Source organism: Kocuria sp. WRN011 (genome assembly GCF_002295155.1).
Lineage (GTDB): Bacteria > Actinomycetota > Actinomycetes > Actinomycetales > Micrococcaceae > Kocuria > Kocuria carniphila.
On record NZ_NSGI01000002.1, the window covers coordinates 351,769 to 376,074 of the forward strand.

General features: G+C 64.0%; 25 protein-coding genes, 1 tRNA gene and 1 riboswitch. Of the genes, 10 read left to right on the forward strand and 16 right to left on the reverse strand.

Translation table 11 applies throughout. From position 1 onward, the window contains the following. Positions 1–29 precede the first annotated feature (29 nt). Positions 30–1,199, reverse strand: coding sequence for an ADP-forming succinate--CoA ligase subunit beta (gene sucC / locus CKW39_RS04310; RefSeq protein WP_095796909.1), 1,170 nt, complete (start codon positions 1,197–1,199; stop codon positions 30–32). 227 nt (positions 1,200–1,426) lie between these two features. Between sucC and CKW39_RS04315 the strand changes: the two genes are divergently transcribed. Continuing rightward, on the forward strand, positions 1,427–2,161 hold the full coding sequence (locus CKW39_RS04315) for a hypothetical protein (protein ID WP_095796910.1): 735 nt from the start codon (positions 1,427–1,429) through the stop codon (positions 2,159–2,161). Positions 2,162–2,188: 27 nt separating this feature from the next. Here CKW39_RS04315 and pcrA read toward each other — a convergent pair whose 3' ends face one another. Together pcrA and CKW39_RS04325 are read right to left on the reverse strand one after the other, a co-directional pair. Further along, the gene (pcrA, locus tag CKW39_RS04320) at positions 2,189–4,642 is read right to left on the reverse strand and encodes a DNA helicase PcrA (protein ID WP_095796911.1); all 2,454 of its coding nucleotides are present in this window, start codon (positions 4,640–4,642) and stop codon (positions 2,189–2,191) included. Positions 4,643–4,706: 64 nt separating this feature from the next. Next, entirely contained in the window at positions 4,707–5,438 is a 732-nt protein-coding gene (locus tag CKW39_RS04325) for an integrase (protein WP_238663087.1), read from the reverse strand. Between the two features lie 164 nt (positions 5,439–5,602). Here CKW39_RS04325 and CKW39_RS04330 point away from each other — a divergent pair, with 164 nt between their 5' ends. Then, on the forward strand, positions 5,603–6,298 hold the full coding sequence (locus CKW39_RS04330; protein WP_254049270.1) for a hypothetical protein: 696 nt from the start codon (positions 5,603–5,605) through the stop codon (positions 6,296–6,298). Between the two features lie 45 nt (positions 6,299–6,343). Here the strand turns inward: CKW39_RS04330 and CKW39_RS04335 are convergent. Continuing rightward, positions 6,344–6,416, reverse strand: a tRNA-Arg gene (locus tag CKW39_RS04335). A 63-nt stretch (positions 6,417–6,479) separates the two neighbouring features. Between CKW39_RS04335 and CKW39_RS04340 the strand changes: the two genes are divergently transcribed. Further along, the gene (locus tag CKW39_RS04340) at positions 6,480–7,370 is read left to right on the forward strand and encodes a DUF4031 domain-containing protein (RefSeq protein ID WP_095796913.1); all 891 of its coding nucleotides are present in this window, start codon (positions 6,480–6,482) and stop codon (positions 7,368–7,370) included. On the opposite strand, the gene CKW39_RS04345 is transcribed toward CKW39_RS04340, so the two are convergent. The 4 genes from CKW39_RS04345 to CKW39_RS04360 form a co-directional block, all read right to left on the reverse strand. Then, the gene (locus CKW39_RS04345; protein ID WP_165189289.1) at positions 7,341–7,610 is read right to left on the reverse strand and encodes a hypothetical protein; all 270 of its coding nucleotides are present in this window, start codon (positions 7,608–7,610) and stop codon (positions 7,341–7,343) included. The two genes, CKW39_RS04340 and CKW39_RS04345, sit on opposite strands and share 30 nt — an antisense overlap. A gap of 211 nt (positions 7,611–7,821) precedes the next feature. Further along, on the reverse strand, positions 7,822–8,898 hold the full coding sequence (locus CKW39_RS15915; protein WP_095796915.1) for an NlpC/P60 family protein: 1,077 nt from the start codon (positions 8,896–8,898) through the stop codon (positions 7,822–7,824). A 238-nt stretch (positions 8,899–9,136) separates the two neighbouring features. Continuing rightward, positions 9,137–9,811 carry a C40 family peptidase gene (locus CKW39_RS04355; RefSeq protein WP_095796916.1) on the reverse strand — a complete coding sequence of 225 codons (675 nt, stop codon included), beginning with the start codon at positions 9,809–9,811 and terminating at the stop codon, positions 9,137–9,139. Between the two features lie 5 nt (positions 9,812–9,816). Further along, positions 9,817–9,998, reverse strand: a riboswitch (cyclic di-AMP (ydaO/yuaA leader). A 319-nt stretch (positions 9,999–10,317) separates the two neighbouring features. Continuing rightward, a complete protein-coding gene (locus CKW39_RS04360; protein WP_095796917.1) occupies positions 10,318–11,028 on the reverse strand; it encodes a metal-dependent transcriptional regulator in 711 nt (236 codons plus the stop codon). 165 nt (positions 11,029–11,193) lie between these two features. On the opposite strand from CKW39_RS04360, the gene serC reads away from it, so the two are divergent. Beyond that, positions 11,194–12,348, forward strand: a complete 1,155-nt coding sequence (gene serC, locus CKW39_RS04365; protein ID WP_371514554.1) for a phosphoserine transaminase — start codon at positions 11,194–11,196, stop codon at positions 12,346–12,348. A gap of 111 nt (positions 12,349–12,459) precedes the next feature. Here the strand turns inward: serC and CKW39_RS04370 are convergent, their stop codons facing one another. The 3 genes from CKW39_RS04370 to CKW39_RS04380 all read right to left on the reverse strand — a co-directional run bounded on the left by CKW39_RS04370 (position 12,460) and on the right by CKW39_RS04380 (position 14,709). Next, positions 12,460–13,689 (reverse strand): MFS transporter, encoded by a 1,230-nt coding sequence (locus CKW39_RS04370; protein ID WP_095796919.1) that lies wholly within the window; start codon positions 13,687–13,689, stop codon positions 12,460–12,462. 65 nt (positions 13,690–13,754) lie between these two features. Continuing rightward, positions 13,755–14,333 (reverse strand): DUF3027 domain-containing protein, encoded by a 579-nt coding sequence (locus tag CKW39_RS04375; RefSeq protein WP_158222905.1) that lies wholly within the window; start codon positions 14,331–14,333, stop codon positions 13,755–13,757. Beyond that, on the reverse strand, positions 14,326–14,709 hold the full coding sequence (locus CKW39_RS04380; RefSeq protein WP_095797005.1) for a cold-shock protein: 384 nt from the start codon (positions 14,707–14,709) through the stop codon (positions 14,326–14,328). The genes CKW39_RS04375 and CKW39_RS04380 overlap by 8 nt, the downstream gene beginning before the upstream one ends. A gap of 150 nt (positions 14,710–14,859) precedes the next feature. Between CKW39_RS04380 and CKW39_RS04385 the strand changes: the two genes are divergently transcribed. From CKW39_RS04385 to CKW39_RS04400, 4 genes are all read left to right on the forward strand, one after another. Beyond that, a complete protein-coding gene (locus CKW39_RS04385) occupies positions 14,860–15,117 on the forward strand; it encodes a hypothetical protein (protein ID WP_143469930.1) in 258 nt (85 codons plus the stop codon). An 85-nt stretch (positions 15,118–15,202) separates the two neighbouring features. Next, positions 15,203–15,916, forward strand: coding sequence for a response regulator transcription factor (locus CKW39_RS04390; protein WP_095796922.1), 714 nt, complete (start codon positions 15,203–15,205; stop codon positions 15,914–15,916). Positions 15,917–15,971: 55 nt separating this feature from the next. Continuing rightward, positions 15,972–17,393 (forward strand): ATP-binding protein, encoded by a 1,422-nt coding sequence (locus tag CKW39_RS04395; protein WP_371514563.1) that lies wholly within the window; start codon positions 15,972–15,974, stop codon positions 17,391–17,393. Between the two features lie 103 nt (positions 17,394–17,496). Next, positions 17,497–17,787: a WXG100 family type VII secretion target gene (locus CKW39_RS04400; protein WP_095796924.1), complete on the forward strand. Its 291-nt coding sequence runs from the start codon at positions 17,497–17,499 to the stop codon at positions 17,785–17,787. 6 nt (positions 17,788–17,793) lie between these two features. Here the strand turns inward: CKW39_RS04400 and CKW39_RS04405 are convergent, their stop codons facing one another. The 5 genes from CKW39_RS04405 to CKW39_RS04425 all read right to left on the reverse strand — a co-directional run bounded on the left by CKW39_RS04405 (position 17,794) and on the right by CKW39_RS04425 (position 22,607). Further along, a complete protein-coding gene (locus tag CKW39_RS04405) occupies positions 17,794–18,795 on the reverse strand; it encodes an RNase H family protein (RefSeq protein WP_095796925.1) in 1,002 nt (333 codons plus the stop codon). 40 nt (positions 18,796–18,835) lie between these two features. Continuing rightward, positions 18,836–19,540 carry an MgtC/SapB family protein gene (locus CKW39_RS04410; protein WP_095796926.1) on the reverse strand — a complete coding sequence of 235 codons (705 nt, stop codon included), beginning with the start codon at positions 19,538–19,540 and terminating at the stop codon, positions 18,836–18,838. Between the two features lie 128 nt (positions 19,541–19,668). Then, positions 19,669–21,300: a chaperonin GroEL gene (groL, locus tag CKW39_RS04415; protein ID WP_095796927.1), complete on the reverse strand. Its 1,632-nt coding sequence runs from the start codon at positions 21,298–21,300 to the stop codon at positions 19,669–19,671. A gap of 279 nt (positions 21,301–21,579) precedes the next feature. Beyond that, a complete protein-coding gene (locus CKW39_RS15700) occupies positions 21,580–22,314 on the reverse strand; it encodes a hypothetical protein (RefSeq protein ID WP_254049271.1) in 735 nt (244 codons plus the stop codon). A gap of 68 nt (positions 22,315–22,382) precedes the next feature. After that, on the reverse strand, positions 22,383–22,607 hold the full coding sequence (locus tag CKW39_RS04425; RefSeq protein ID WP_202976189.1) for a DUF3263 domain-containing protein: 225 nt from the start codon (positions 22,605–22,607) through the stop codon (positions 22,383–22,385). Positions 22,608–22,673: 66 nt separating this feature from the next. Between CKW39_RS04425 and CKW39_RS04430 the strand changes: the two genes are divergently transcribed. Next, a complete protein-coding gene (locus CKW39_RS04430; protein ID WP_095796929.1) occupies positions 22,674–23,357 on the forward strand; it encodes a uracil-DNA glycosylase in 684 nt (227 codons plus the stop codon). A 19-nt stretch (positions 23,358–23,376) separates the two neighbouring features. Then, complete coding sequence (locus tag CKW39_RS04435) at positions 23,377–24,231, forward strand: siderophore-interacting protein (protein ID WP_095796930.1); 855 nt, start codon at positions 23,377–23,379, stop codon at positions 24,229–24,231. Positions 24,232–24,306 lie beyond the last annotated feature (75 nt).

Sequence of the window (24,306 nt, forward strand, 5' to 3'; positions counted from 1 at the left end):
TTCTTCCTGATAGATCTACGCGTGGGCGATTACTTGGCGGAGTGGGCCAGCTCGGCGGCCTTGTCGGCGCCGGAGTCCATGGTTTCCGCGGAGGTGACCAACGGGTGGTTGGCGTCGGCGAGGATCTGGCGACCCTCTTCGACATTGTTACCGTCCAGACGAACCACGATGGGCTTGGTGGCGGAGTCGCCCAGGATTTCCAGGGCCTTCACGATGCCGTTGGCGACCGCGTCACACGCGGTGATGCCGCCGAACACGTTCACGAACACGGACTTGACCTGGGGGTCGTTGAGGATGACGTCCAGGCCGGCGGCCATGACCTCTGCGGAAGCGCCACCGCCGATGTCCAAGAAATTGGCGGGCTTCACGTTGCCGTGCTTCTCGCCGGCGTAGGCAACGACGTCCAGGGTGGACATCACGAGACCGGCACCGTTGCCGATGATGCCCACTTCGCCGTCGAGCTTGACGTAGTTGAGGTCGTTCTCCTTGGCCTTCTCCTCGAGGGGATCGGCGGAGGACTTGTCAGCCAGGGCTGCGTGGTCCTCATGACGGAACTCAGCGTTGTCATCCAGGGAGACCTTGCCGTCGAGAGCCAGAACGTCGCCGTTGCCGGTCTTGACCAGCGGGTTGACCTCCACCAGGGTGGCGTCTTCCTTGGTGTAGACCTCGCCCAGCTTCACGAGAACGGGCACGATCTTCTCAGCGGTCTCGGCGTCGAACTTGGCCTGCTCCACGATCTCGCGGGCCTTGGCCTCGGTGATGCCTTCCGCCGGGTTCACGTCCACACGGGCCAGGGCCTCGGGACGTTCCACGGCCAGCTGCTCGATCTCCATGCCGCCCTCAACGGAGCACATGGCGAGGTAGGAGCGGTTGGCGCGGTCCAGCAGCACCGAGAAGTAGTACTCCTCGGCGATGTCCGCACCCTCAGCGATCATGACGCGGTGAACGGTGTGGCCCTTGATGTCCATGCCGAGGATGTCCTTGGCGTACTGGTAGGCCTCATCGGCAGTCTTGGCGACCTTCACACCGCCGGCCTTGCCGCGGCCGCCAACCTTGACCTGTGCCTTGACGACGGTCACGCCGCCGATCTTCTCTGCTGCTGCCTTGGCTTCTTCGGGGGTGGTGGCGACAATGCCGGCCAGCACGGGAACACCGTGCTTTTCGAACAGGTCGCGTGCCTGGTACTCAAACAGGTCCACGGATAAGTGTCCTTTGCGTCGAGGTGTTGTGTCGGTCCGCTCAAGCTCAGTGCTTCAACGGATCGACCTGATAGATCGGGGTAGGCCGCACGTGCGCACGGCAATACTGCCCTCAGGGTGATTTTAGTCCATTGAGTAGATAACTCGCGTCACACTTCAGTAGATGCAAAGCTCTCCGTGCGCTGCAATTCGCCGTTTCCTCGCCCAGGACTGATTGACTGGTGCCCATGCGAAGCGTGGAACTTGCGGATGTTTGGGATGCCCGCCCTGCCGACCGGGGGTTCATGACTGCTCTGGCCACCATGTCCTTCATCGGACTGGGCCTGGAACTGGTGGTCGACGGTTCCGTACTCACGGTCACCGGTGACATTCCCACGTATTACCCGTTGGCGTTGCAAATTCTTTTCTGGGTCGGATTGGGCCTGGCCTGGCTCGCACTCGCGCGCCTGTTGGTCGCTTGGTCCCGCCGCCGTGGCGTGGACCCGATGCCCTCCGAGTTCGGCACTCCGCTGAGTCACCGGACGTGGTCCAGGACCTTCGTGTGTTTTGTCGCCGCCGTTCTCGCGGCCATCGTGTTGCCCGTGTTCGTCACGGACTCGTGGAGCATGGCGCCGGTCCGGAACTATTTCGAGCTCTACGAGATGTACGGACCCGTTGCATGGTTGCCCATGGTCGCTTGGCTGGTCTATCACGTGGGTCGGGCGTGCCTGATCGCGAGCTTCCTGGCCTACAGCCACCGCGCGTTACGCCTCCGCTTCTCGTTTCCGGCCGCCGGCTTCATTCCCTGGGGCGGAGTCGTGGTGGGAGTGTCACTCGGAGTGGTCATGTTCCTGGCTGCGGGAGGTGCCGTAGCAATAGCGACCCTGGTCAGCACGCTCTTGTTGGGAATCATCCATGTACTCACGGGAGAGTCGTTACGCACCACCGCGGTATTCACGGCGTTGGTGTTCCTGTTCCTCTAGGTGGTCCGCTGGTGCGTCGGTCTGGGCTCAGGACACCTTGCTGATGGGGGCGTAACGCAGCAGGAGTCGCTTCTCCTCCGCGCCGAAGCGCACCTTGGCCACGGTTTTGTCCCCGGATCCTTCGAGGGAGATCACGGAGCCTCTGCCGAATGCCGTGTGCTCCACGGCGTCACCCACGGACAGCGCCGGGATTTCTTTGCGCGGCTGCACTCGCCCCGCCGACGCCGCTCCGAGCCTCTTGAAGGACGCTCCCGATCCGGCCCCGGCCGCCCAGGAGGATCCGCTCATGGCGCCCCGCCGGTCCCCGCCCGCGTGGATGGGTGAACCCCATCCCAGGCCCGAGGAGGCCGACCCTTCGCGTTTCCAGTCCAACAGGTCGCCCGGAATTTCCTCCAGGAACGGACTGGGCGGATTGAACTGCGATTGACCCCACATGGAGCGGGATTCCGCGCGCGTGAAGTATAGCCGTTGCCGAGCGCGGGTGATGCCCACGTAGGCCAAACGGCGCTCCTCTTCCATGCTGGAGGGGTCCAAGAAACTGCGTTGGTGCGGGAAGATTCCGTGCTCCATGCCGGTGAGGAACACGACCGGGAACTCGAGTCCCTTGGCGGTGTGCAGGGTCATCAGCGTCACGACTCCCTGTGACCGGGCTTCCTCGACCTCCTTGGCGATCTGCTGCGCGCTGACCGAACCGTCCGCGGGTTCGGGCTGCTGCGGGATCTGATCCGCGTCCGCCACGAGAGCCACGTGCTCGAGGAACTCCCCCAACCCCTCGTCCGGGTGGTCCTTCTCGAATTCGCGGACCACGGCCACGAGCTCGGCCAGGTTTTCCACGCGGGATTCATCTTGGGGATCGTTGGACGAGCGCAGTGCCTCCAAGTACCCGGATTGCTCCAGGACGGCCTCAAGCACAGTGGTCACGGATGAGGTGCGCGACAATTCCTCCAGGTCGTCCATGAGTTGCACGAACTTCTCCACTGCATTGGCGGATCGCTTGGCCAGCCCGGGCGCCTCGTCCAAGCGGTGCATGGCCTGACTGAAGCTGATGTTCTCGCGATCCGCAAGTGCCGCAATAGCACCTTGGGCCCGGTCGCCGATGCCCCGCTTGGGTTCGTTGATCACGCGCCGCACATTGATGTCGTCTGCGGGGTTCGCAATGGCGCGCAAATAGGAGATGACGTCCTTGATTTCCTTACGCTCGTAGAAGCGTGTGCCACCGACCACCTTGTACGGCAGTCCCACGCGCATGAGGATCTCCTCGAGGGAGCGCGACTGCGCGTTGGTGCGGTAGAAGACGGCCACGTCCCCGGGACGCACACCATTTTCGTCCTGGAGGCGATCGATCTCCTCGGAAATGAAACGAGCTTCTTCGTGCTCGTTCTCCGCGGCGTAACCGATGATGGGTGCGCCGCTGCCCTCGGCCGTCCAAAGCTTCTTGTCCCGGCGACCCGAGTTCTGCGAGATCACGGAGTTGGCCGCGGATAGGATGTTCTGGGTGGAACGGTAGTTCTGTTCCAACAGGATGGTCTGGGCCGAGGGGAAGTCCCGTTCAAAGTCCGTGATGTTGCGGATGTCTGCGCCGCGGAACGCGTAAATGGACTGATCGGAGTCACCCACGACCGTGAGTTCGGCCGGCGGCAAACCGGTCTCGTCACGGTAGTTCTCCGAGGTGCCGCCCACCAGTTCACGCACCAGGGCGTACTGCGCGTGGTTGGTGTCCTGGTACTCGTCCACCAGGATGTGCTTGAAACGGCGACGGTAGTAGTCAAGGACCTGGGGGAAGGCCCGGAACATATGCACCGTTTCCCCGATGAGATCGTCGAAGTCCAGGGCGTTGGCCGCCCGCAGCCGCTGCATGTAGCCCCGGTAGACCTCGGCCACGGCCATCTCGAACGGATCAGTGCTGTTGGCCCGGGACAGGAACGTCTCGTCATCCACGAGCTCGTTCTTGAGTGCGGAGATCTTGTGCTGAATGGCCTTGGGCGCAAAGCGCTTGGGATCCAGCTCGTGCTGCTTGGCGACCTGGGTGATCAAACGTAGCGAATCGGCGGCGTCGTAGATCGAGAAATTGGAGGTGAGGCCCAGGGTCTTGGCCTCGCGGCGCAGAATCCGCACGCAGAGGGAGTGGAACGTGGAGATCCACATGGAGCGAGCGGAGTCCCCCACCAGGTCCTCGATGCGTTCGCGCATTTCGGCCGCGGCCTTGTTGGTGAACGTGATGGCCAGGATCTCACCGCGATTGGCTCGCCCCGAGGCCAAGAGATAGGCGATCCGATGCGTGAGCACCCGAGTCTTACCGGAACCCGCACCGGCCACAATCAGCAGCGGCGATCCGGCGTGCTCCACGGCAGCGCGTTGCGGTTCGTTGAGCCCCTCCACCAGTTGCCCGGTGGAAGCACCCTGGTGCGCGGGTGTAGCGGGCGCGGACGACGAACGCACCGAAGCGGCCGAGAGCAAAGGGTTGTCTGCGAGGTAATCCATGGTCCGCCCAGTGTATCCAGGCCGTCAGACACCCATTACATGGAGAATTACACGAGGATTGCGCTCACACGTACTTGGGCTCGAGCATGTGGCGACCGTTGGCGTCGTCGACCCACAGCTGCGAGTCCGCCACGGTCACGCGAATTGGTGCCTCCAACGTGAAGTCGTCATCATCGAACTCGTTGGGATCCTGTTCGGGCCCGCCATACGTGGTGAAGACTTCCATCTCATTGACGTCCAGATGACGGATCGCGTGATTACCGGTATCGGCCACCACGATCGAACCGTCGTAGAGAACTTGGAGATCTTCGGGATGGTTGAGCTGGGCTTCATCCGCGGGGCCGTCCTTGTACCCTGCCCCGTGACGTCCGATCACCGTAACCACATGGGGTCCGCCGTCGGGTCGGTCCGTGTCGATCTCGATATAGCGCAACGAGGACGAATCCTTGTCGACGAACCACAGCCGTCCGTCCCCGGATTCTGTGATGGACACCGTGGAAGCGAACTTGGCCTGCGCGATGCGGCCGTCTCGACGACCCTTCTCACCGGTCCCGGCGTATTCCTGGAGGGTGTCGGTGTAGGCATCCCACCGGAACAGTTGATGCCTGGAGGGAACCGCCACGATGACCGCCGAGAGCTTGTGGGACCACACGATGTCCACGATTTTGGCTCCGTCCAGGCACGAGCAATCTATTCGCCGCCGAACGGTGCTGTGATCAGTCTCGTAGAGCGTGAGCGCGGACCCTTGATCCACACGCATGAGGAACCCGTCTGGCAGGCCGATGGAAAGTTCCACAACCGTCACCATCCTTCCGCGGTGCCCGCGGGGCACCTAGTGTCACCGGCGATTTTCCGATGTGTACCCGTAGTCACAAAGCCTACTCCCACGCGACCCACCTGTCCGCGAACTCTCGGCAACGCCCGTGGACCCAGGAACCGGGGATAATGGCTGTCATGGGCATGACCAATTCGCAGAAGGCCAAGAAGTACGGAAAGTCGGCGGGCTCGTCGAAACGCGCGGGTGCCACGGCAGCCCCAGCGCCCCGCAGGGGACAACACGTTCACGAGATGCCCAACGGTGCGCTCAAGGCCGAGCCGGCCAAGGCGTCGTCGGCGTCGATCGTGGTGGGCGCGGTACTCGTGATCGGCCTCGCGATCTGGGCGTACTACCATTCCGTCGTTCTGCCGGGCTTCAGTGAGCGAGCCGCGGGCGGCATGGGGGTTCCGGAGCTCCAGTTCGGCGGCTTCGACCAGCCGTACATTGCGCAGTTCTCGCAAGCCCTCGGCGACACCGGACTGGGCGATTACACCGGGGTCCACGCGACCACCGGCCTGTTCGCGCCCCTCCTCTTCGCGCTGGGATTGCTCTTGTTCTTCGGCCTGAACACCGCCAAGCGGGCCGTGAAGTGGCTGTTCTGGTTGGTGGCACTCGCGTACGCCCTGGTTTTCGTACTCGGCAACCGGGCTCTCGAAGCCGCCGTGGCCTCCCCCGACGACACCGCTCTGGTCTCCTCGGCCTCGGGCCTCGTGTTCACACGCTGGGCCTTGCTCGCCGCAGTGATCGTGGTGGCCTTGATCGTGAACATCATGGTGGTGCGCCGCAAGCTCAACGACTTCGCGCAGGGCAAGCTCCCCGGCCAGAAACCCCACGACTGAGTCTTGACATGTAAAAGTCCCACCGGCAACGGTGGGACTTTTTCGTGCCCTCGATTGGATTCGAACCAACGACACCGGCTTTAGGAGAGCCGTGCTCTATCCCCTGAGCTACGAGGGCAACGAGAACATAGTTTATGCCGCGTGAACGTCCGCCGCGAGTTGGAACCCCCACAATGGAACCATGACCTTGTTTATCGACCCTCCCCGGTGGCCCGCGCACGGAACAGTCTTCTCCCACCTGGTCTCGGACACCTCGGTCGCGGAGCTTCACGCGTTTGCCGCAACACTGGGGATCTCACCGCGCGCCTTCGATCTGGACCACTATGACGTCCCGGCCCACCGCCACGCTGACGCCATGGGTGCCGGGGCCATTCCCGTGGACGGTAAAGAACTGGTCAAGATCCTCGTGGCCAGCGGTATGCGGGTGCCCGCACGACGCCGCCCCAAACGGTTGGCATCGGCTCTGCACCAGCGCTGGCACAGTTTGTTCCCGGGCATGCCCTGGCTCAGTGAGGAGCTCGTGGAACGGTGGAGCGAGCCGCATCGCAGCTATCACGATCTCAGCCATCTCCTGCGTGTGCTCGAGTCCATCGAGATTCTCACGGAACCGCGCGAGCACCCGGAGCTGATGGCCGCAGCGTGGTTCCACGATGCCGTTCACCAGGGGCAGGCCGGTACGGACGAACAGCAATCGGCCGATCTCGCGAGAAACCGATTGAGCATGGCCGGTTGGGACGGGGATCGCTGCCGACGCGTAGCCGACTTGATTCTGGTGACCGTGGACCACCGGCCCGCTCCGGACGATGTTGAAGCGCAAACCCTCGTGGATGCGGATCTGTCGATCCTCGGAGCGGATCAGGCCACTTACGATGAGTACGCCCGAGACGTTCGTGACGAATACCGCCACGTTCCAGACTCGGAGTTCGCACCGGCCCGCGCCGAGATCTTGACGCGATTGCTCGACAAACCCGCGCTCTTCCACACCGACCGAGGGGCGGAATTATGGGAGGAACGCGCGCGGAGTAACGTGCGCGTCGAGATTTCAGCGCTTGAGGCGATCGCCCGGATCTGACGCCACGGTCGCGGACGTCTTGGAGCGGCGTCGGCGATAAAGCAGCGTGGCCACGACCAGGCCGACCACGATGCCCACGCCACCGAACACCGACAACCACATGGCTGCGTGGCCCACGAAGGCCGCCACGATGAATCCCACAATGATGCCGGGGATCGCGCCGGCGACCATACCGATGGCGAGGTACGTGAATTCCTGATCCAGGGGCGTGCGCGCTGCGCGTGAGTAATCGGTGGGCATGGTCCTCATTTTAGATCGATCCTCTGAATGCCGCGTGAACGGGGTGATCCACAAAACATGCGTGTAACGCAAAAACACACGAACCCCGTGGTCGGCGGGGTTCGTGTGGTTTTGCTATTTTCTCATCGGGGCCGGGTACACGACCGGTCCCGACTCGAGGCGTGGCACCGTCAAGGACGGGTGCCTACCGCGGATAAGTGAGTGTCTAGACTCAGCCCACGCGGATGAATTCGGGGCCGGAGCCCACGTTGACGCTCTGCTTCACGGTCTGGTTGCCGTTCCAACCACCGTGGATAGCCTGGCCGTCACCGGCGTAGATGGCGACGTGTGCGAAGCCGGAACCACCGTTGGCGTAGTAGGCGACGTCACCGGCCTTGGCCTCGGAAGCAGACACCTGGGTGCCCAGGGACTTGTAGCTCTCGGGCCAGCCGTGGTGGTTGATGCCAACAGCCTTGAGGGAGTTGGTCACCAGCATGGTGCAGTCCTGGGTGACGCCGATCTGACCCTCAGCAGCGCTCAGGATGGCCTGGCCCTTGCCGCTGGCGGAAGCGTTCGAGGACTGCGGAGCCACGGTGGCGGGCTTCTCAGCCGGTGCGGCCGGAGCAGCAGGCTTGGAAGCCTCAGCGGCCGGAGCCGGAGCGGCGGGAGCCTGAGCAGCGGGAGCGTTGTTGTTGGACGCGGGGGTCACAACCGGAGCGGCGGGAGCCTGGTAGGCAACGCCGGCTTCCTGAGCTGCAGCAGCTTCGCGTGCCTGGGTGTCAGCGTTTGCCGGAGCAGCGTGGCGGCCCTGAGCAACGGGAGCCTCGGCAGCCGGTGCCTGAGCAGCGGGAGCCTGGGCGGCCGGAGCAACCGGGGTCACGTTCTTGGAAGCGGGAGCAACCTTGATGGAAGCAGCTTCAGCCGCGGGAGCCTGAGCAGCCGGAGCAACCTCGGCCTTGGGAGCCTCGGGGGCGGGAGCAACCTGGGAAGCGGGCACTGCCTCGACCACTGCGGGAGCTGCCTCAGCCTTGGGAGCCTCAGCCTTCGGGGCTGCCTTCTCTTCCTTCTTCTCGGCCTTCTCAGCCTTGGAGGAATCGGACTTGGCGGCCGGCTCGGCGGTTACAGTCTGCTCTGCGGCGGGAGCCTCGGCCACGACGGCTGCGGGGGTCTCGTCGGAAGCGTTCTGGGTTGCCTGCACGGAGACGGTGGTGGCGAGAGCCAAACCGGAGAATGCAGCAACGGCGGCCACGGTGCGGGCCTTACCGGCGAAGAGGCCGGCGCGAGTCTGGGTGTTCGTTTCGGGCGACATACGTCAGGGTTCCTTACGCGTTCGGAGACCGCCCACAGGCACGGGAGTGTGCTGAAGATCAGCGCGCGGAAACATGCGCGAATCATTCAAGGGTGCGGGCGGAGGGGCACGATGGTGCCGGATCAAAGAAAAGGTGGGGTCATCGGGGGACCCGACTGACGGTGCGGTGGCAGAGCACGTGCCCGTCAAGACGCGCAGTAGCTGGGCGGCGATTGGATCGCCGCCCAGCTCATGCGGATCAGCGTACGGAGTAGTAGCCGTCCAGCTGCATAGCGTTCACGGAGTGAACCTGCGTGCCCTGAGATGCATTCAGAGCGGAGATCATCTGGCCGTTGCCGATGTAGATACCCACGTGGCCGCCACCGTTCTGGGAGACCAGGTCACCCGGCTGCGGGGTGGAGGTGGGGGTGGCCGATGCGAACTGTGCCCACGTGGTGCGGGGCAGGTCCACGCCGTGCTGAGAGTAAACCCACTGCACGAACGAGGAGCAGTCCCACTGCCCGGGAACGGCGGGGCCACCGTAGACGTAGCCCTGGCCAACACCCTGGAACGCGGTGCCGACGACGCCGCTTGCGGAAGAGTTGGACTGGGTGGAAACGCCCGAGTCCTGCTCGGTGTGGCTGGAAGCCTGCGCCACGCCGCCTGCAGCGGGAGCAGCCGGTGCCTGTGCGGCAGCGGGAGCCTCGGTGGTCCAGGAGTAGCTGGTGCCACCCAAGGAATCGAGCGAGGACACGGACTGGTAACCGTAAGAGGTGTTGCTGCCCAGCTCGACGATGCCGCTGTTGGCCTGAGCCGGGGCAACGATGCCGGCCACTGCAACGCCAGCAGCAGCTGCTGCGATGGAGGTGTTGCGGACTGCGTGCGAGTTGGTCTCGACGCGGTGGCGGGCAGAGTTCTTCTTAACAAAAGTCATTTTGGTTTTCCTCCCTGCGCCTACGAGGTGAGCTGTCGGGTTCGGATGGGAGACATCCGGCCCCACTCCAGCCAATGGCTTCGGTGTGACTTAACCCCAAGGACCCAAAAATCTTGACGGGCCCGAAGTTGGTTCCCCCGCTTCTGCCTTGCGGATTGTGTGTACGGATCACAGGCGATGGCAGAACTAGGCGGTACGCATGTGAGCGCCGATCTGACCAGCGATCGGCACGAAAAGAACAGTACATGACAGATAACGAAATTGTCACGTTTTGGTTACGACAGGTCACGAAACGAGTGCAGACGTGGATAAATGCGGCCTGATTAAGTCGAAATCCCAACAGAATCAGTCCCCCGTTTCGCTGTGGAGTGGGGGTGATTTTACCCTTGAAAACACCCTTTGACGTGGGAGAACACTACCTACCGCGGGTATGTGACGGGGGTCACATGTAGTACACACCGTGATGATCCACACATCCGGGGACAAGCCCAAAGATGTTATCAAACTCAGTTCTGTTCGAGGTCCACGCGGATCGCTTTGGCGCTCACATGGTCCAGATCCACGCTGTGGCCCGTGTCTGTCACGGTCACCAGGACACGCAAATCATCGGAGTCCGAGGGGGCAACCTTGACGTGGGCCCCGTTCAGCACACCGGCTGAGCTGAGGGTCTCGATCAGCTCCTGATCCGCCTGAATGACCTCGGGGAGCAACCGTACGGTGAACGTGGCCGAGCGGTTCTGGGTCGCGGCGTCCAGAAGGTTCATCCCCTTGAAACGGTCGGCACCGACCTGAGGTCCGCCGATGGCGTCCATCCCCGGGATCGGCGTGCCGTACGGCGAGTAGCGGGGTTCATCCAGCAGCGCCATGAGGCGACGCTCGACCCGCTCACTCATTACGTGTTCCCAACGGCAGGCTTCCTCGTGGACATAGGCCATGTCCAGCCCCACGACGTCTGCCAGCAGACGTTCGGCCAGCCGGTGCTTTCGCATGACCTCGATGGCCTTGGACCGACCGGCCTCCGTCAAAGACAGGGAACGGTCCTTGAGGACCTCGAGCAGTCCGTCGCGCTCCATCCGGGAGACCGTCTGGGAGACGGTGGGCCCGGAATGCTGAAGACGCTCCACGATGCGGGCACGCATGGGCACAATGCCCTCTTCTTCAAGTTCGAGCACGGTGCGCAAATACATCTCGGTGGTGTCGATTAAATCGCCGCTCATGGTCCATCCTTCGAGAAATCTGGGTGCGCGTCGAGTAGGAGCGCTCTCATTCGGGGTTTCCTGAATAATTCACGATAAGCATATCGGCCCACTCCGACAGGTACGCCCGCCCCAGCACACTGCGTCCTCCCGCAACCTGGAGGGGGCAGAATGGGAACTGCCTCAATGATCCACCACGCTAGGAGCACCGTGTCCGAGTTGCCTGTCATTCCCGCCTCCCTGTTGCCCGCGGACGGGCGCTTTGGCGCGGGCCCGTCCCGCGTCCGACCGGAACAGGTCAGCGCCCTGGTCGATGCGGGCCACAATCTCCTGGGCACCTCGCACCGCCAGGCTCCCGTGCGCAATCTCGTGGGAGAGATCCGCGAAGGGCTCTCCGAGTTCTTCGGACTCCCCGAGGGCTACGAGATCATCCTGGGCTTGGGTGGCGCGAGCACCTTTTGGGACAGCGCCGCGTTCAGCTTGGTACGACGCCGCGCGCAGCACCTCTCGTTCGGGGAGTTCGGTTCCAAATTCGCCCAGGTGACCGACCGCGCCCCGCACCTGGAACCTTCGGACATCCTGCGCGCGGACCCCGGGTCGCGACCGGCCGGCCCCGCACCACGGGCGGACATCGACGTCTACGCGTGGCCCCAGAACGAGACATCGACCGGCGTGATCATGGATGTCACTCGGCCGCAGGGAACCGACCCTGACGTGCTGACGATCATTGATGCCACGTCCGCCGCGGGTGGAATGCACGTGGACATCAGCGAATCCGACGTCTACTACTTCTCTCCTCAGAAGAACTTCGGTTCCGACGGCGGTGTGTGGTTCGCGGCCGTTTCTCCCGCCGCGCTGGATCGGATTTCCGAGCTCTCGCGTTCCGACCGTTGGATCCCGGATGTCCTGTCGCTGGCCACGGCGGTGGAGAACTCCCGCAAGAATCAGACCTATAACACTCCGGCTCTGGCGGGTCTCGTCATGCTCGGCGAGCAAGTGCGCTGGCTCAACGCCAACGGTGGAATGGCGTGGGCCGCCGGACACACCGCAGCCACCTCGTCCCTCGTGTACGACTGGGCCGAACGAACTCCCACTGCGACCCCGTTCGTTGCCGATCCGCAGCATCGCTCCCCCGTGGTCTGCACCGTTGATTTCGACGACAGCGTGGACACCGCCCGCCTGCTGTCCGTGCTCCGTGCCAACGGTGTGGTGGACGTGGACCCCTATCGGAAACTCGGGCGCAATCAGCTGCGCATCGCCACGTTCGCCTCAGTGCCCCAGTCCGACGTCCAGGCATTGCTCGCGTGCATCGACTGGGCCTTGGCCAACGCCCTGTCCTGATCGTCCCGGCCGGTCTCGAAAGCACCTGCTCAAGGTGCGTAGCCCCGGAGAGCTGAGCGGGCGGCGTCGTAGTTGACGACGCCGCCCGCTCGGCTTTAACAGATCGCTCGCCTACTCGACCGCCGGTTCTTCACGAACCCGCCCTTGCTCCTTGCGTAACCGCCAGAAGAACCACGCCCCGATTGCCGCACCGATCAGGCCCGCGGCCACCGCGGACCCCATGCCCCAGCGGGCGCCCAGAGTATCGGTGAGCCAACCGACGGCGGGTGCACCGATGGGCGTGCCGCCCATGAAGATGGCCATGTAGAGGCTCATCACGCGCCCGCGCATAACGGGGGACGTGGTGGACTGCACGTACGCGTTGGCCGTGGTCATGATGGTCATGGCCGAGACGCCACTCGGTATGAGCCACAGCGCGAAGATCACCAGGGACGGCGCGGTTGCGGCACCGAGCGTCGAGAGTGCGAACGCTATGCACCCCGCGAACAGGAACCGCAGTCTGGCTCGCGCCCGCTTGGCCGCCAGTAGCGCACCGGTCACCGTTCCGACGGCGAGCATCGAGTTGAGCACCCCGAACTCCTGCGAACCGCGACCGAATTCAGAGCCCGCCATGGCGGCGAGATATACGGCAAAGTTCATCCCGAACGTACCGATCATGAAGATCGTGGCCATCACGGCGACCAAATCCGGCCGGTGCACTACGTATGCCATGCCCTCGCGGATCTGACCTCGCCCTCGCTTGGTCTTGGGCATCAACCGTAATTGTTTGTCATTGATCGCCAGGATCGCGGCAATCATGGCCGCGAACGTCACAGTGTTCAGCAGGAAGACCCAACCGGAACCAATTGCTGCGACCAGGACACCGGCCACGGCCGGGCCGATCAACCGCGCGGAGTTGAATGAGGTGGAATTCAGGGCCACCGCGTTGGAGAGGTGGGTGTCCGGCACCATTTCGGACACGAAGGTCTGTCGTACCGGCGCATCGAACGTCGCGACAATGCCCAAGCCCAGCGCGAACGCATACACGGTGACGAGATCTGCCACTCCGAACAGCACCATGAGCCCCAGCCCGGCGGCCAGCACTCCCATGAGGGTCTGGGTCACCAGGAGGATCCTGCGCCGGTCGTAGCGGTCCGCCGTAACACCCGCGTACGGGGCCAGCAACAGCTGCGGCAAGAACTGCAGGGCCATGACCACGCCCATGGCGGTTGCATCGTGGTCGGTCAGTTCATCGAACACCAGCCAGGACTGCGCCGTGCGCTGCATCCATGTCCCGATGTTGGACACCAGAGCACCGGTGAACCACAACCGGTAGTTGCGGATCTTCAGAGAACGAAACATCCCCGTCCCCGGCGTTTCCGCTGGGCCGGGGTGCTCGTTGGTTTCACCGGCGGACGAGGGCGCTCTTACGATGACGCCTCGTTCTCGTCGGTCGTCCCTGCCTCTGTGGCTGCGTCCTCGTCAGGTTGCCCGGCGCCGGTTTCGGTGGCGTCCGCTTCAGTGGTCTCGGTGGACCCGGCCTCAGAGCCCGCAGAGGGAGAGTCGGGGTTTTCGCCCTGGCCCCCTGATTCCTCGACCTGGTCGTGGTCTTCCTGATCATGGACGGCCTGCATGCGTTCTTCCCAAGGAACCCAGTCGGGAGCCAGCAAAGAATTTTCGCCGGCCAACAACCCGACCTCGCACACCGTGACCAGTTTGGTCCGGGGCGCCCTGGCCACCGTCGCGAACCAGGTCCATCCTGGATACCCGGACATGGTGCACTCGAACAGGTGGGTCAGCAGTCGGTCCTCGTGCACGTCGATGCCCAGGTGTTCCCCCACGTTCTCCGCACCGGCGGAATCCACGACCGCCTGGCGGGCGATGTCGACGGCCTGGGCGAGCGTGCCGTCCTGTTTGGGCGCACGACGTCGCAGGGTCGCCACCGCGGCGGGCTGATCCGTACTCTCGGCGGTCCCCTCAGGCTGCGTGGTGGTTTCCTCAGACATCGAGCTCATCCGCCACGGTGCGCAGGATGGAGGCGATCTTGTGTCCGTGCGCACGGTCCGGGTACCGGCCCTTGCGCAGTCCGGTAGACATGTCGTCCAGCAGGCGGATCAGGTCTTCCGTCAGCACCGCCATCTCCTCGGCCGGCTTGCGGGTGTTACGAGCCACGGACGGCGGCTTGCTGATGATCGTGGCGGACAGGGCTTGGGCACCGCGGCGTCCGGCGGCAATGCCGAAATCCATGCGGGTTCCCGGCTTAACTGTGGTGACTCCCTGCGGGAGGGCGGAAGAGTGTAAGAACACTTCCTGTCCATCATCCGTTGCCAGGAAGCCGAAACCCTTCTCGGAATCGAACCACTTGACTTTGCCCGTGGGCACGCGGATCACCTCAGTTTCTCTTGTCTCGCTCCCGGCCCTGGTGGGCGGGGCGTTCACGGTCGTCTAAGAACTCTTGAGTCTATCCCCTCGCCGGAGTGGTCCGAGCCGCTGTTCACCCACCGCGTGAGCTGAATTGGTACCTTGGTGACCATGTCTGATCCCACACACACGGAACACCCTCAGCCCGCCCGACCCGTCCGTATCGGAGGCCTCACGGGGCTGGGTATGATCGCCATGATCCTGGCCGCACTGAGTTCGGTGTCATTGGTGATCGTTCTGATCGCGGCGCTCATGGGTCAGACCGTGTGGGGCGGATTCACGATCTTCCCCGCGATCTTCTTCCCGGTGGCCTTCATGCTCATGTGCATCGAGCTGGCTCGCACGGCGCTCAGGCGACGCCGCCGCTGAACCCGACCGAGCGGCGTCGGACGCGTCCAGACAACCGCAGGAATTGCTTCAGTCTGTGCTCAGGAAACTCCGAGATACTGGCACGGTGAACGATAAGACTCCTGAAGCCAAACTGCTCGTCGTCGACGACGAACCCAACATCCTCGAGCTGCTGGCAACGTCGCTGCGCTTCGCCGGCTTCGAGGTGGTGACCGCGGCCAACGGGCGCGACGCCCTGCTCAAGGCGGAGGCCGAGAACCCGGACCTGGCTGTTCTTGACGTCATGCTCCCGGACATGGACGGATTCTCCGTGACCCGCAAGCTGCGCGCCGCTGGTCGTCACTTCCCCATCCTGTTCCTCACCGCCAAGGACGACACGGATGACAAGGTCACCGGCCTGACCGTGGGTGGCGATGATTATGTGACCAAGCCGTTCAGTCTGGACGAGGTGGTCGCCCGCATCCGCGCCGTGTTGCGCCGCACCCAGCCCATTGAGGAAGAGGACTCCAGGCTCCACGTGGACGACCTGGTCCTCGACGACGACGCCCACGAGGTCTTCCGCGGCGACCGCGAGATCGATCTCTCCCCCACCGAGTTCAAGTTGCTGCGTTATTTGATGCTCAACCCGAACCGTGTGCTGTCCAAGGCCCAAATCCTGGACCACGTGTGGGAGTACGACTTCAACGGTGACGCCTCGATCGTGGAGTCCTACATCTCGTACCTGCGCCGCAAGATCGACAACGATCCGGAACAGGCGCCGTTGATCCACACCAAGCGCGGTGTCGGATACCTGTTGCGCTCGTCCGACAAGCGCCACTGATCTCTTGACCCGGATTTCCCGCAGGTGGCGTTCCGCTTCACTGCGTTCGCAGCTCATGGTCCTCACGGGCCTGCTGCTGGCCACCAGCATTCTCGTGACCTCGCTGGTGGCCATTTCCGTGCTTCGGGACGCCCTGGTCGACAACACGGATCAGGAGCTGAGGCAGTCCGTGAGTTCCGTGTCCACGGCGCTCCTGGACGGCCTCGAGGGCACGATTGCCACGCCGGTCCCCCATTCCGGATACCTGTTGGACGCGCAGGGCAATGTGATTGCCGCGGCGGAGAACAGTCAGGATTCCAGCGCGACCCGGCCGGCCCCGGATCTCTCCGGCATGAATCTGTCCACCGTGGTGGCCAACAACTTGCAGCCCACCACCGTGTCCGCAATCGGCGCTCCCGAACGGAAATGGCGGGTCCTGCCGGCCAAGCTTCAGCACTACGACATGGCCGTGGTGGTCGCTCAACCTCTGGACCGCACCAATTCCATCATTTCTGCGGTGTCCCTGCTGACCTTCAGTTTTGGCCTGGCCACGCTGCTGACCGCCATGGCGGTGGGGTGGGTCCTGGTCACCAGGGCCTTCGCGCCGTTGCGGGAAGTGGAGTCCACGGCCGCGCAGATCGCCGAGGGCGACCTGTCACAGCGCATGGAGGGTTACAACTCGCAGACCGAGATCGGTCAGTTGTCCATGTCGCTCAACACGATGCTCGGACACATCGAGGACGCGTTCGAGGCCCGCACCAGGTCCGAAACCAAGTTGCGTCGGTTCGTGGCCGACGCCTCGCACGAGCTGCGCACGCCTTTGGTGTCCATCCGCGGTTATTCGGAGCTGTACCGCCACGGTGCCCTGCAGAATCCGGAGGACGTGGGCAAAGCCATGGACCGGATCGAGTCCGAGGCCAAGCGCATGACTCAATTGGTCGAGGATCTGCTCACGCTGGCGCGTCTGGACGAACGCCGGGCAGCCACCATGCAGCACATGGATCTTTTACACCTCGCCTACGATGCCGCTTCCGACGCGCACGCCACCGCACCGGATCGCGTGGTCCAGGTGGTCGGGCTCTCGGACAGCACACCGGAGCAGGCCTGGACCTACGGTGACGAGTCCAAGTTGCGCCAGGTCGTGGCGAACCTGCTCACCAACGCGCTCCGGTACACCCCGGGCGGCACGCCCCTTGAGCTGGCGGTGGGCTTGGAACCGACCGTCGATTCCCAGTTCGACGCCGTGCTGCAGGTTCGCGATCACGGCCCCGGCATCCACGGCGACGACGCCGATCGGGTCTTCGAGCGCTTCTACCGCGCCGATTCCTCTCGCACCCGCGAAACCGGCGGTACAGGATTGGGGCTGTCCATCGTGGCGGCCATCGTGGAACAGCACGACGGCACCGTGAAACTCGAGGAGACCCCCGGCGGAGGAGCGACCTTCACCGTGCGAGTCCCGCACAGTCAGCCTGTGGATAACGCTCCCGTGATCGACTGAATCCACCGGGCGCGGTTGTCGACCCCCACCGTGACCAACGGCTGCCTACGGTGTGAGTGTCCGAGTATTCACGGAAGCTCACACCCACAGCAAGGAGACAGCCATGGCACAGTTCGTGGTCGATAGCGACACCATTGCCGCCAAATCCCAACAGGCCCAAGGCCACATCGAACGCCTGACCGGTGAGGTCAACGGCATGACCTCCACACTCACGGACCTGCAGAATTCCTGGACCGGTACCGCGTCCGCCAGCTTCCAGGAAGCCTTCCGGTCATGGCGAGCTGCCCAGGCCCAGATGGAACAGGCCATGGCGCAGATCAATCAGGCTCTGACGACCGCGGGCAACCAGTACGCAGAAACCGAAGCAGCCAACGCTCGAATGTTTGCGGGCTGATTCGGGTCAGCTTTCCGTCGTGACCTGGTGGTAGCGGAGCAGCCAGGGCCCCATTTCGTTGTGGTGGTCCTCGCGGATCCACAGTGAGCTACGCCGGGTCACGGTGGAGCTGTCGGTGAGCCGGTAGGAGACGTGGTACGCGGTGGAGCCCAGGGCTACTGAGGCGCTGTGACTCACGTCCGGATCCGAACCGTAAGCGCCTCCCTGAAGCTCCGTGACAAAGCGCTGGGCCCCGTTGACGGAGCCGTCGCGGGCCACGTATTCAAAATCATCGTGCAGTAGTTCCATGCGGCGACCCTCGGTAGTTGTGGGGGTCAGCATGGCGGTCTCGAGCGACAGGACGCGGTTGGCGGGGTCCGCCTCCCGGGTGATGCGTTCATGTGCGCTCGAATCCTCGAGTACCGGATCCTCGTTGCCGCTCCACAGTTCTGAGAACAGGTCCGGTTCCTCAAGGGATTGAGTACCAAGGGTCGAGACCGTGGCCGCTGCCGGGGCCGGCCGTTGGGACGGCGTTTCCTGCACGGACCCGTCACGTTCGCGGTAGCCCGGTCCAACGGGCATGTCTCCGGGGGCTCGGCCCGCTTGATAAGCGGATGCCATGGCGCGGGCGCGCTCATCGGCCGCTTCGTTGAGTTCGTGCCCGGCGTGGCCCTTGACCCATTCGAAGTCCACGGTGCGCCCGGCCATTTCCCGGTCCAGGGCCTTCATGATGTCCACGTTGAGGACGGGTTTACCGTCCTTCTTCTTCCAACCCTTCTTTTTCCAGCCCGGCATCCACTTGGTGATCGAGTTGATGACGTACTGGCTGTCGCACAGGATCTTGAGGGGTTCGTCCGTCAGGTGGCGGGTTGACTCCAAAAGGTTCAACACCGCGGTGAGCTCACCCATGTTGTTGGTGCCGTGGTTCCAACCACCGGCCCGCCAGGAGGTCTCGTCGATGAACCAGGCCCAACCGGCGGGGCCGGGATTTCCCAGGGCAGAACCGTCCGCCGCAGCAATAATCGTCATGCCATCATCCTTACAAACGATTCCGACAGGCAGTAACTGACTATTCGTCGGCTTCCGGTTCCGGCATCACCGCTGCAGAGATCACACCGGGCAGCTCGGAGAACTCGACCACGGCACGGTGGACGTCCGTGCGCCCCAGCATCTTGAGCACCATCACCACGTGAGCTCCGGAACTGGTGTACATCCGATCCGTGCGCAGCACCGTGACCGCAAGATCCAATTCCGTGGCCGCGGCAAGAACGGAGCGCAGCACCCCTTTGCCGTCCTCGTAGCGAAGTTCAACGGCCCGGTGACCGGGGTATTTGTGCAGAAAAGCGGAGACCGGTTTGAGCACCAGGGAGACGAACAACTGGATCAATGTTCCGAGGACCGCCAAGGAGAACAGCCCGGCCCCACAAGCCATGCCCACTGCCGCAGCAACCCAAACGCTCGCGGCCGTTGTCAGCCCGTGAACCACGTCTTTGTGCAGGAAAATGACCCCCGCCCCAAGGAACCCGATTCCCGTAACCACCTGCGCCGCGATACGCGAGGGATCTCCCGGTCCCTGCTCGATTCCGGGAAGCACATGGAAACCATAGGCGGAAACCAGCGTGAAAATGGCCGAGCCCGTGCCCACTAGTGCGTGGGTGCGAATTCCGGCGGATTTTCGCCTGAACTGTCGTTCCACCCCCACAACGGTGCACAAACCGAAGGCGAGCAGCACCGCCGTGGCCTGGGCCCAGAATTCTTCGTCCCACTCCCACACGGTGCACCTCCTGTCTAGCTCCGATCATAGGCGCACGACAGAGCCCCCGGAACGCAGCTGAACTGCGTTCCGGGGGCTCTGTGACGGCTGAACCGCACGAGGCGGTCAAGCGTGCCCTAGGGCACTGCTTACATCATGCCGCCCATGCCACCCATGGGATCCGCACCGGCACCGGCGGGAGCCTCGGGCTCGGGCTTGTCCGCGACGACTGCCTCGGTGGTGAGGAACAGGCCGGCGATGGAGGCCGCGTTCTGCAGCGCAGAGCGGGTCACCTTGACCGGGTCGTTGATGCCCGCAGCCATCAGGTCGGTGTATTCACCAGTTGCGGCGTTGAGACCGTGACCGGTGGGCAGGCCGCGCACCTTGTCCACGACAACGCCGGGCTCCATGCCCGCGTTCGCGGCGATCTGCTTGAGCGGTGCGTCGATGGCCACCTTGACGATGTTGGCGCCAGTTGCTTCGTCACCGGTGAGCTGCAGCTTGTCGAAGGCCTTCTGACCGGCCTGGATGAGTGCCACGCCACCACCGGCGACGATGCCCTCTTCAACGGCTGCCTTGGCGTTGCGTACGGCATCCTCGATGCGGTGCTTGCGCTCCTTGAGCTCCACCTCGGTAGCGGCACCAGCCTTGAGCACTGCCACACCGCCGGCCAGCTTGGCCAGGCGCTCCTGCAGCTTCTCTCGGTCGTAGTCCGAATCGGAGTTGGCGATCTCCGCGCGGATCTGGGCCACGCGGCCTTCGATCTCGTCCTGAGTGCCGGCGCCGTCGACGATGGTGGTCTCGTCCTTGGTGACGACCACCTTGCGGGCGGTGCCCAGCAGGTCCAGAGTTGCGGACTCCAGGGACAGGCCGACCTCTTCGGTGATGACCTGACCGCCGGTGAGGATGGCGATGTCTGCCAACTGGGCCTTGCGACGGTCACCGAAGCCGGGGGCCTTGACGGCCACGGACTTCACGGCCCCGCGCATCTTGTTCAGCACGAGCATGGCCAGGGCCTCGCCCTCGACGTCCTCGGCGATGATCAGCAGCGGCTTGGAGGCCTGCATGACCTTCTCCAGGACGGGGACCAGGTCCTTCACGTTGGAGATCTTGGAATTGACGATCAGGATGTAGGGATCCTCGAGGACCGCTTCCTGACGATCTGCGTCGGTCACGAAGTAACCGGACAGGTAGCCCTTGTCGAAGCGCATACCTTCGGTCAGTTCGAGGTCCAGCCCAAAGGTGTTGGACTCCTCGACCGTGATGACGCCTTCCTTGCCGACCTTCTCCATGGCGGCAGCAATGAGCTTGCCGATCTCGGGGTCAGCGGCGGAGATCGACGCCGTGGCGGCAATCTCTTCCTCGGTCTCGATCTCCTTGGCCGAGGACAGCAGTTCCTCGGTCACGGCGGCAACGGCCTTCTCGATACCGCGCTTGAGCGACAGCGGGTCGGCACCGGCGGCAACGTTGCGCAGGCCTTCCTTGACCAGGGCCTGTGCGAGCACGGTGGCCGTGGTGGTACCGTCACCGGCGATATCGTCGGTCTTCTTGGCAACTTCCTTGACGAGCTCGGCGCCGATCTTCTCGTACGGATCCTCGAGCTCGATTTCCTTGGCGATCGACACACCATCGTTGGTGATGGTGGGAGCGCCCCAGGCCTTCTCCAGAACAACGTTGCGTCCGCGCGGGCCAAGGGTCACCTTGACGGCATCGGCGAGGGTGTTCAGACCCCGCTCGAGTCCGCGGCGTGCCTCTTCGTCAAATGCGATCATCTTTGCCATGTGTTGCGTCCCTCCTGGACGGTTGACAAACAAATCTGTTCATCACGGTGCCCGCGACGGACGATGGTTCGCGCGGGTCCTCACCCGTGCGAAACGCACCTCACCGTGATGGATGGTTTTCACTCGATCGTGCGAGTGGGCCTCCCCCGGACCCGGGGTTAGCAGTCCACTCAACTGAGTGCTAAGTCAATACTGGCACTCGCCCCCGGAGAGTGCAAACGTCTTGAGTCAGGAGAACTCACGTTTCATTCGGGGCTGAAACGCCGAATACGCCTACTTCTACGGACTCTGGGACGCCCCGGCGGCGGCCGCGGCGTCCGGTGAGGTGACGGCGGGTTCGGCTGCGTTGTCGGCGGCCTTCCCGGTAGCGGCATCAGAGGAGTCCGCTCCGTTGGCTGCGCCCGCTTGTTCCCGACCGGCGGAGTCACCGGGCTCGGAGTCGGCCGCGCCGGTGCCCGGCTCGGCAGGGTCTCCGGCCGGTGCTTCCCCTTCGCCCGGTACTTCGGGAGGAACGCCTGGAACCTCGGGCGCCGGATTGACCGGGGTCTCGGGACCGGGCTGTGCAGGCGGTGCAGGAGGCGCGGGAGCTTCCGGAGCGGCTGGTGACTCGGGTGCGACCGGGGCAGCTGGGTCCTGGGGTGCGCCTGGATCCGCGGGTGCGGCCGGCTCCTGGCCGGGTACGCCACCCTCACCGGGTACGGCTGGAACTTGCGCCCCCGGATCTGTGGGTTCGTTCGTGGGGTCGTCCGAAGTTTCTGACGGGCTGGGTTCGGAAGTGCTTGTAGTGATGCTGCCCGATGGTGACGGGGTGTTCTCGACGGCGTCCTGAGCGGTGCGCGGAGCATTCACGAACGCCACGGCTCCCACGGCCAGCGCCAGGATTCCCGCCCCGATGATGGCGAGAAATCCCTTGCGAGAACCGGTGCGAGCCTGAGGGTTGTGACCTCGGTGGGCACCTTGACGCGTTCCGTCCTCGGGAACGTCGTCGAATTCGTCGCGGGGGTATTCACTCATTATGTGCGCTTCCGGTCAGCCAGGGTTTGCTTCTACTATCCCACGCCCGCTCCGAGTTCTCCTACCCGTCAGCGCAGCCGCGCCCGGCGGAGACGAGAGATCAGCATGGGAGCGAACCGAGCGGCGTCGTCGCGGTCGATCAGTGCATTGAGGCGCTGGTAGTAATTCACGGGGCTGAGGCCCAGGCGCTGCCGTATCGCGGATTCTTTCGCGCCGCGATACTTCCAGTGCTCGGATTCCAGCTGCAGGATGGCCTTGTCCAGGGAATCGAGCCCATCGTCCGGTTCAGCCATGACAGCCACCCTAACCGGTAATCTCATACGTGTAATTCGTAGCCACCCGTGAATGGAGATCCACTCATGACCGACCCTCGTCCCTTGAACGAGATCATGAGCGACGACTGGGCACAGGCGCTACAACCCGTGGAGCCGACCATTCGGAACATGGGCGAATTCCTGCGTACCGAGCACGCCGCAGGCCACCGCACCTTCCCGAGCGGCGAGAACATTTTCCGGGCCTTCCAGGAGCCCTTCTCGGAGGTGAAAGTCCTCATCGTCGGTCAAGATCCGTACCCCACTCCGGGGCACGCCATGGGCCTGTCCTTCTCGGTACAGCCCCACGTTCGACCGATTCCCCGTTCCCTGCAGAACATCTACAAGGAACTACAGTCCGATCTGGATGTGTCGCCGCCCGAACACGGGGATCTCTCGTCGTGGTCCGAGCAGGGGGTCATGCTGTTGAATAGGGCCCTGTCCGTGCGAGAAGGTTCCCCCGCATCGCACCGTGGCAAGGGCTGGGAGACCGTCACGGAGTGCGCGATCAAGGCCCTGGCCCAGCGCGGCACTCCCCTGGTCGGAATTCTGTGGGGCCGGGACGCCCGAGACACCAAGCAGTGGCTGGGCGGGGCGCCCACCGTGGAATCGGTACACCCCTCGCCGCTCTCCGCGTCCCGCGGATTCTTCGGCTCGCGCCCATTCTCCCGTGCGAATGCGCTGCTCGAAGAACTAGGTGCCCAGCCCGTCAACTGGACGATCCCTGCTTAGGAACACCTAAGCTGGGGTCATGGACAAGAGCACCGCGCGTAAACCTCGGAAGCCTCAGCTCAATCTCGAGGTGGTCGAACGCAAAGAACTCTCCCCGGGCATGGTGCGCGTGGTGTGCAGCATCCTCAACCATGAGGATTATCAGGACATCACCCCGCCTGAAAAATACGTCAAACTCGTGTTCTTCTCGGACGCCACGCTGGCCGAGACGCCCGCGGGCGAGTTCCCGGATTATTGGTCCGTGCGCGAATCGGCGGCTCCCGAGGACCTGCCCGTCACGCGTCACATGACGCTGCGCCGCTACGACGCCGCCGCGGGCACCTTGTGGATCGACGTCGCCCTGCACGGCATCGAGGGTCACGCGGGCCCGTGGGCGGCCACCGCCAAGCCGGGCGATCGCCTCGTGGCCGTGGGGCCCGGGGGGAAATGGGAACCCGATCCGAACGCTTCCTGGACACTGCTGGCCGGCGACGAGGCCGCCATTCCCGCCGTCCTGGCGAACGTCGAAGCTCTTCCTGAGACCGCCCGGGGGTTGGCAATCCTCGAGGTGCAGGGCCCCGCACACCAGCATGACCTCGATGACGTGGCCGTTCCGGAGAATGTCGAGATTCGCTGGGTCTACCGCTCGAGTCAGCAACCAGGTGAACGAGCCCTCGTTGTGGCGATCGCCCAGGCCGAGTGGCCCTCGGACCTGACCGGGGTCCAGGCTTTCGTGCACGGTGAGCGCGAAGCCATGAAAGAAGCCCGCAAGGAACTCTTCGACCGTCGCAACCTGGACCGCTCGCAGGTATCACTGTCCGGTTACTGGGCCGCAGGACGCAACGAGGACCTCTTCCAGGCGGAGAAGAAACTGCCCGTGGGCAAGATTCTCTGATCCCGGAACGCCGGCCCGGCCCAGCGGGCGTAGGTCCGCTAGATCCCGCTCGCTGGCTCCGCCAACGCCTCGCCC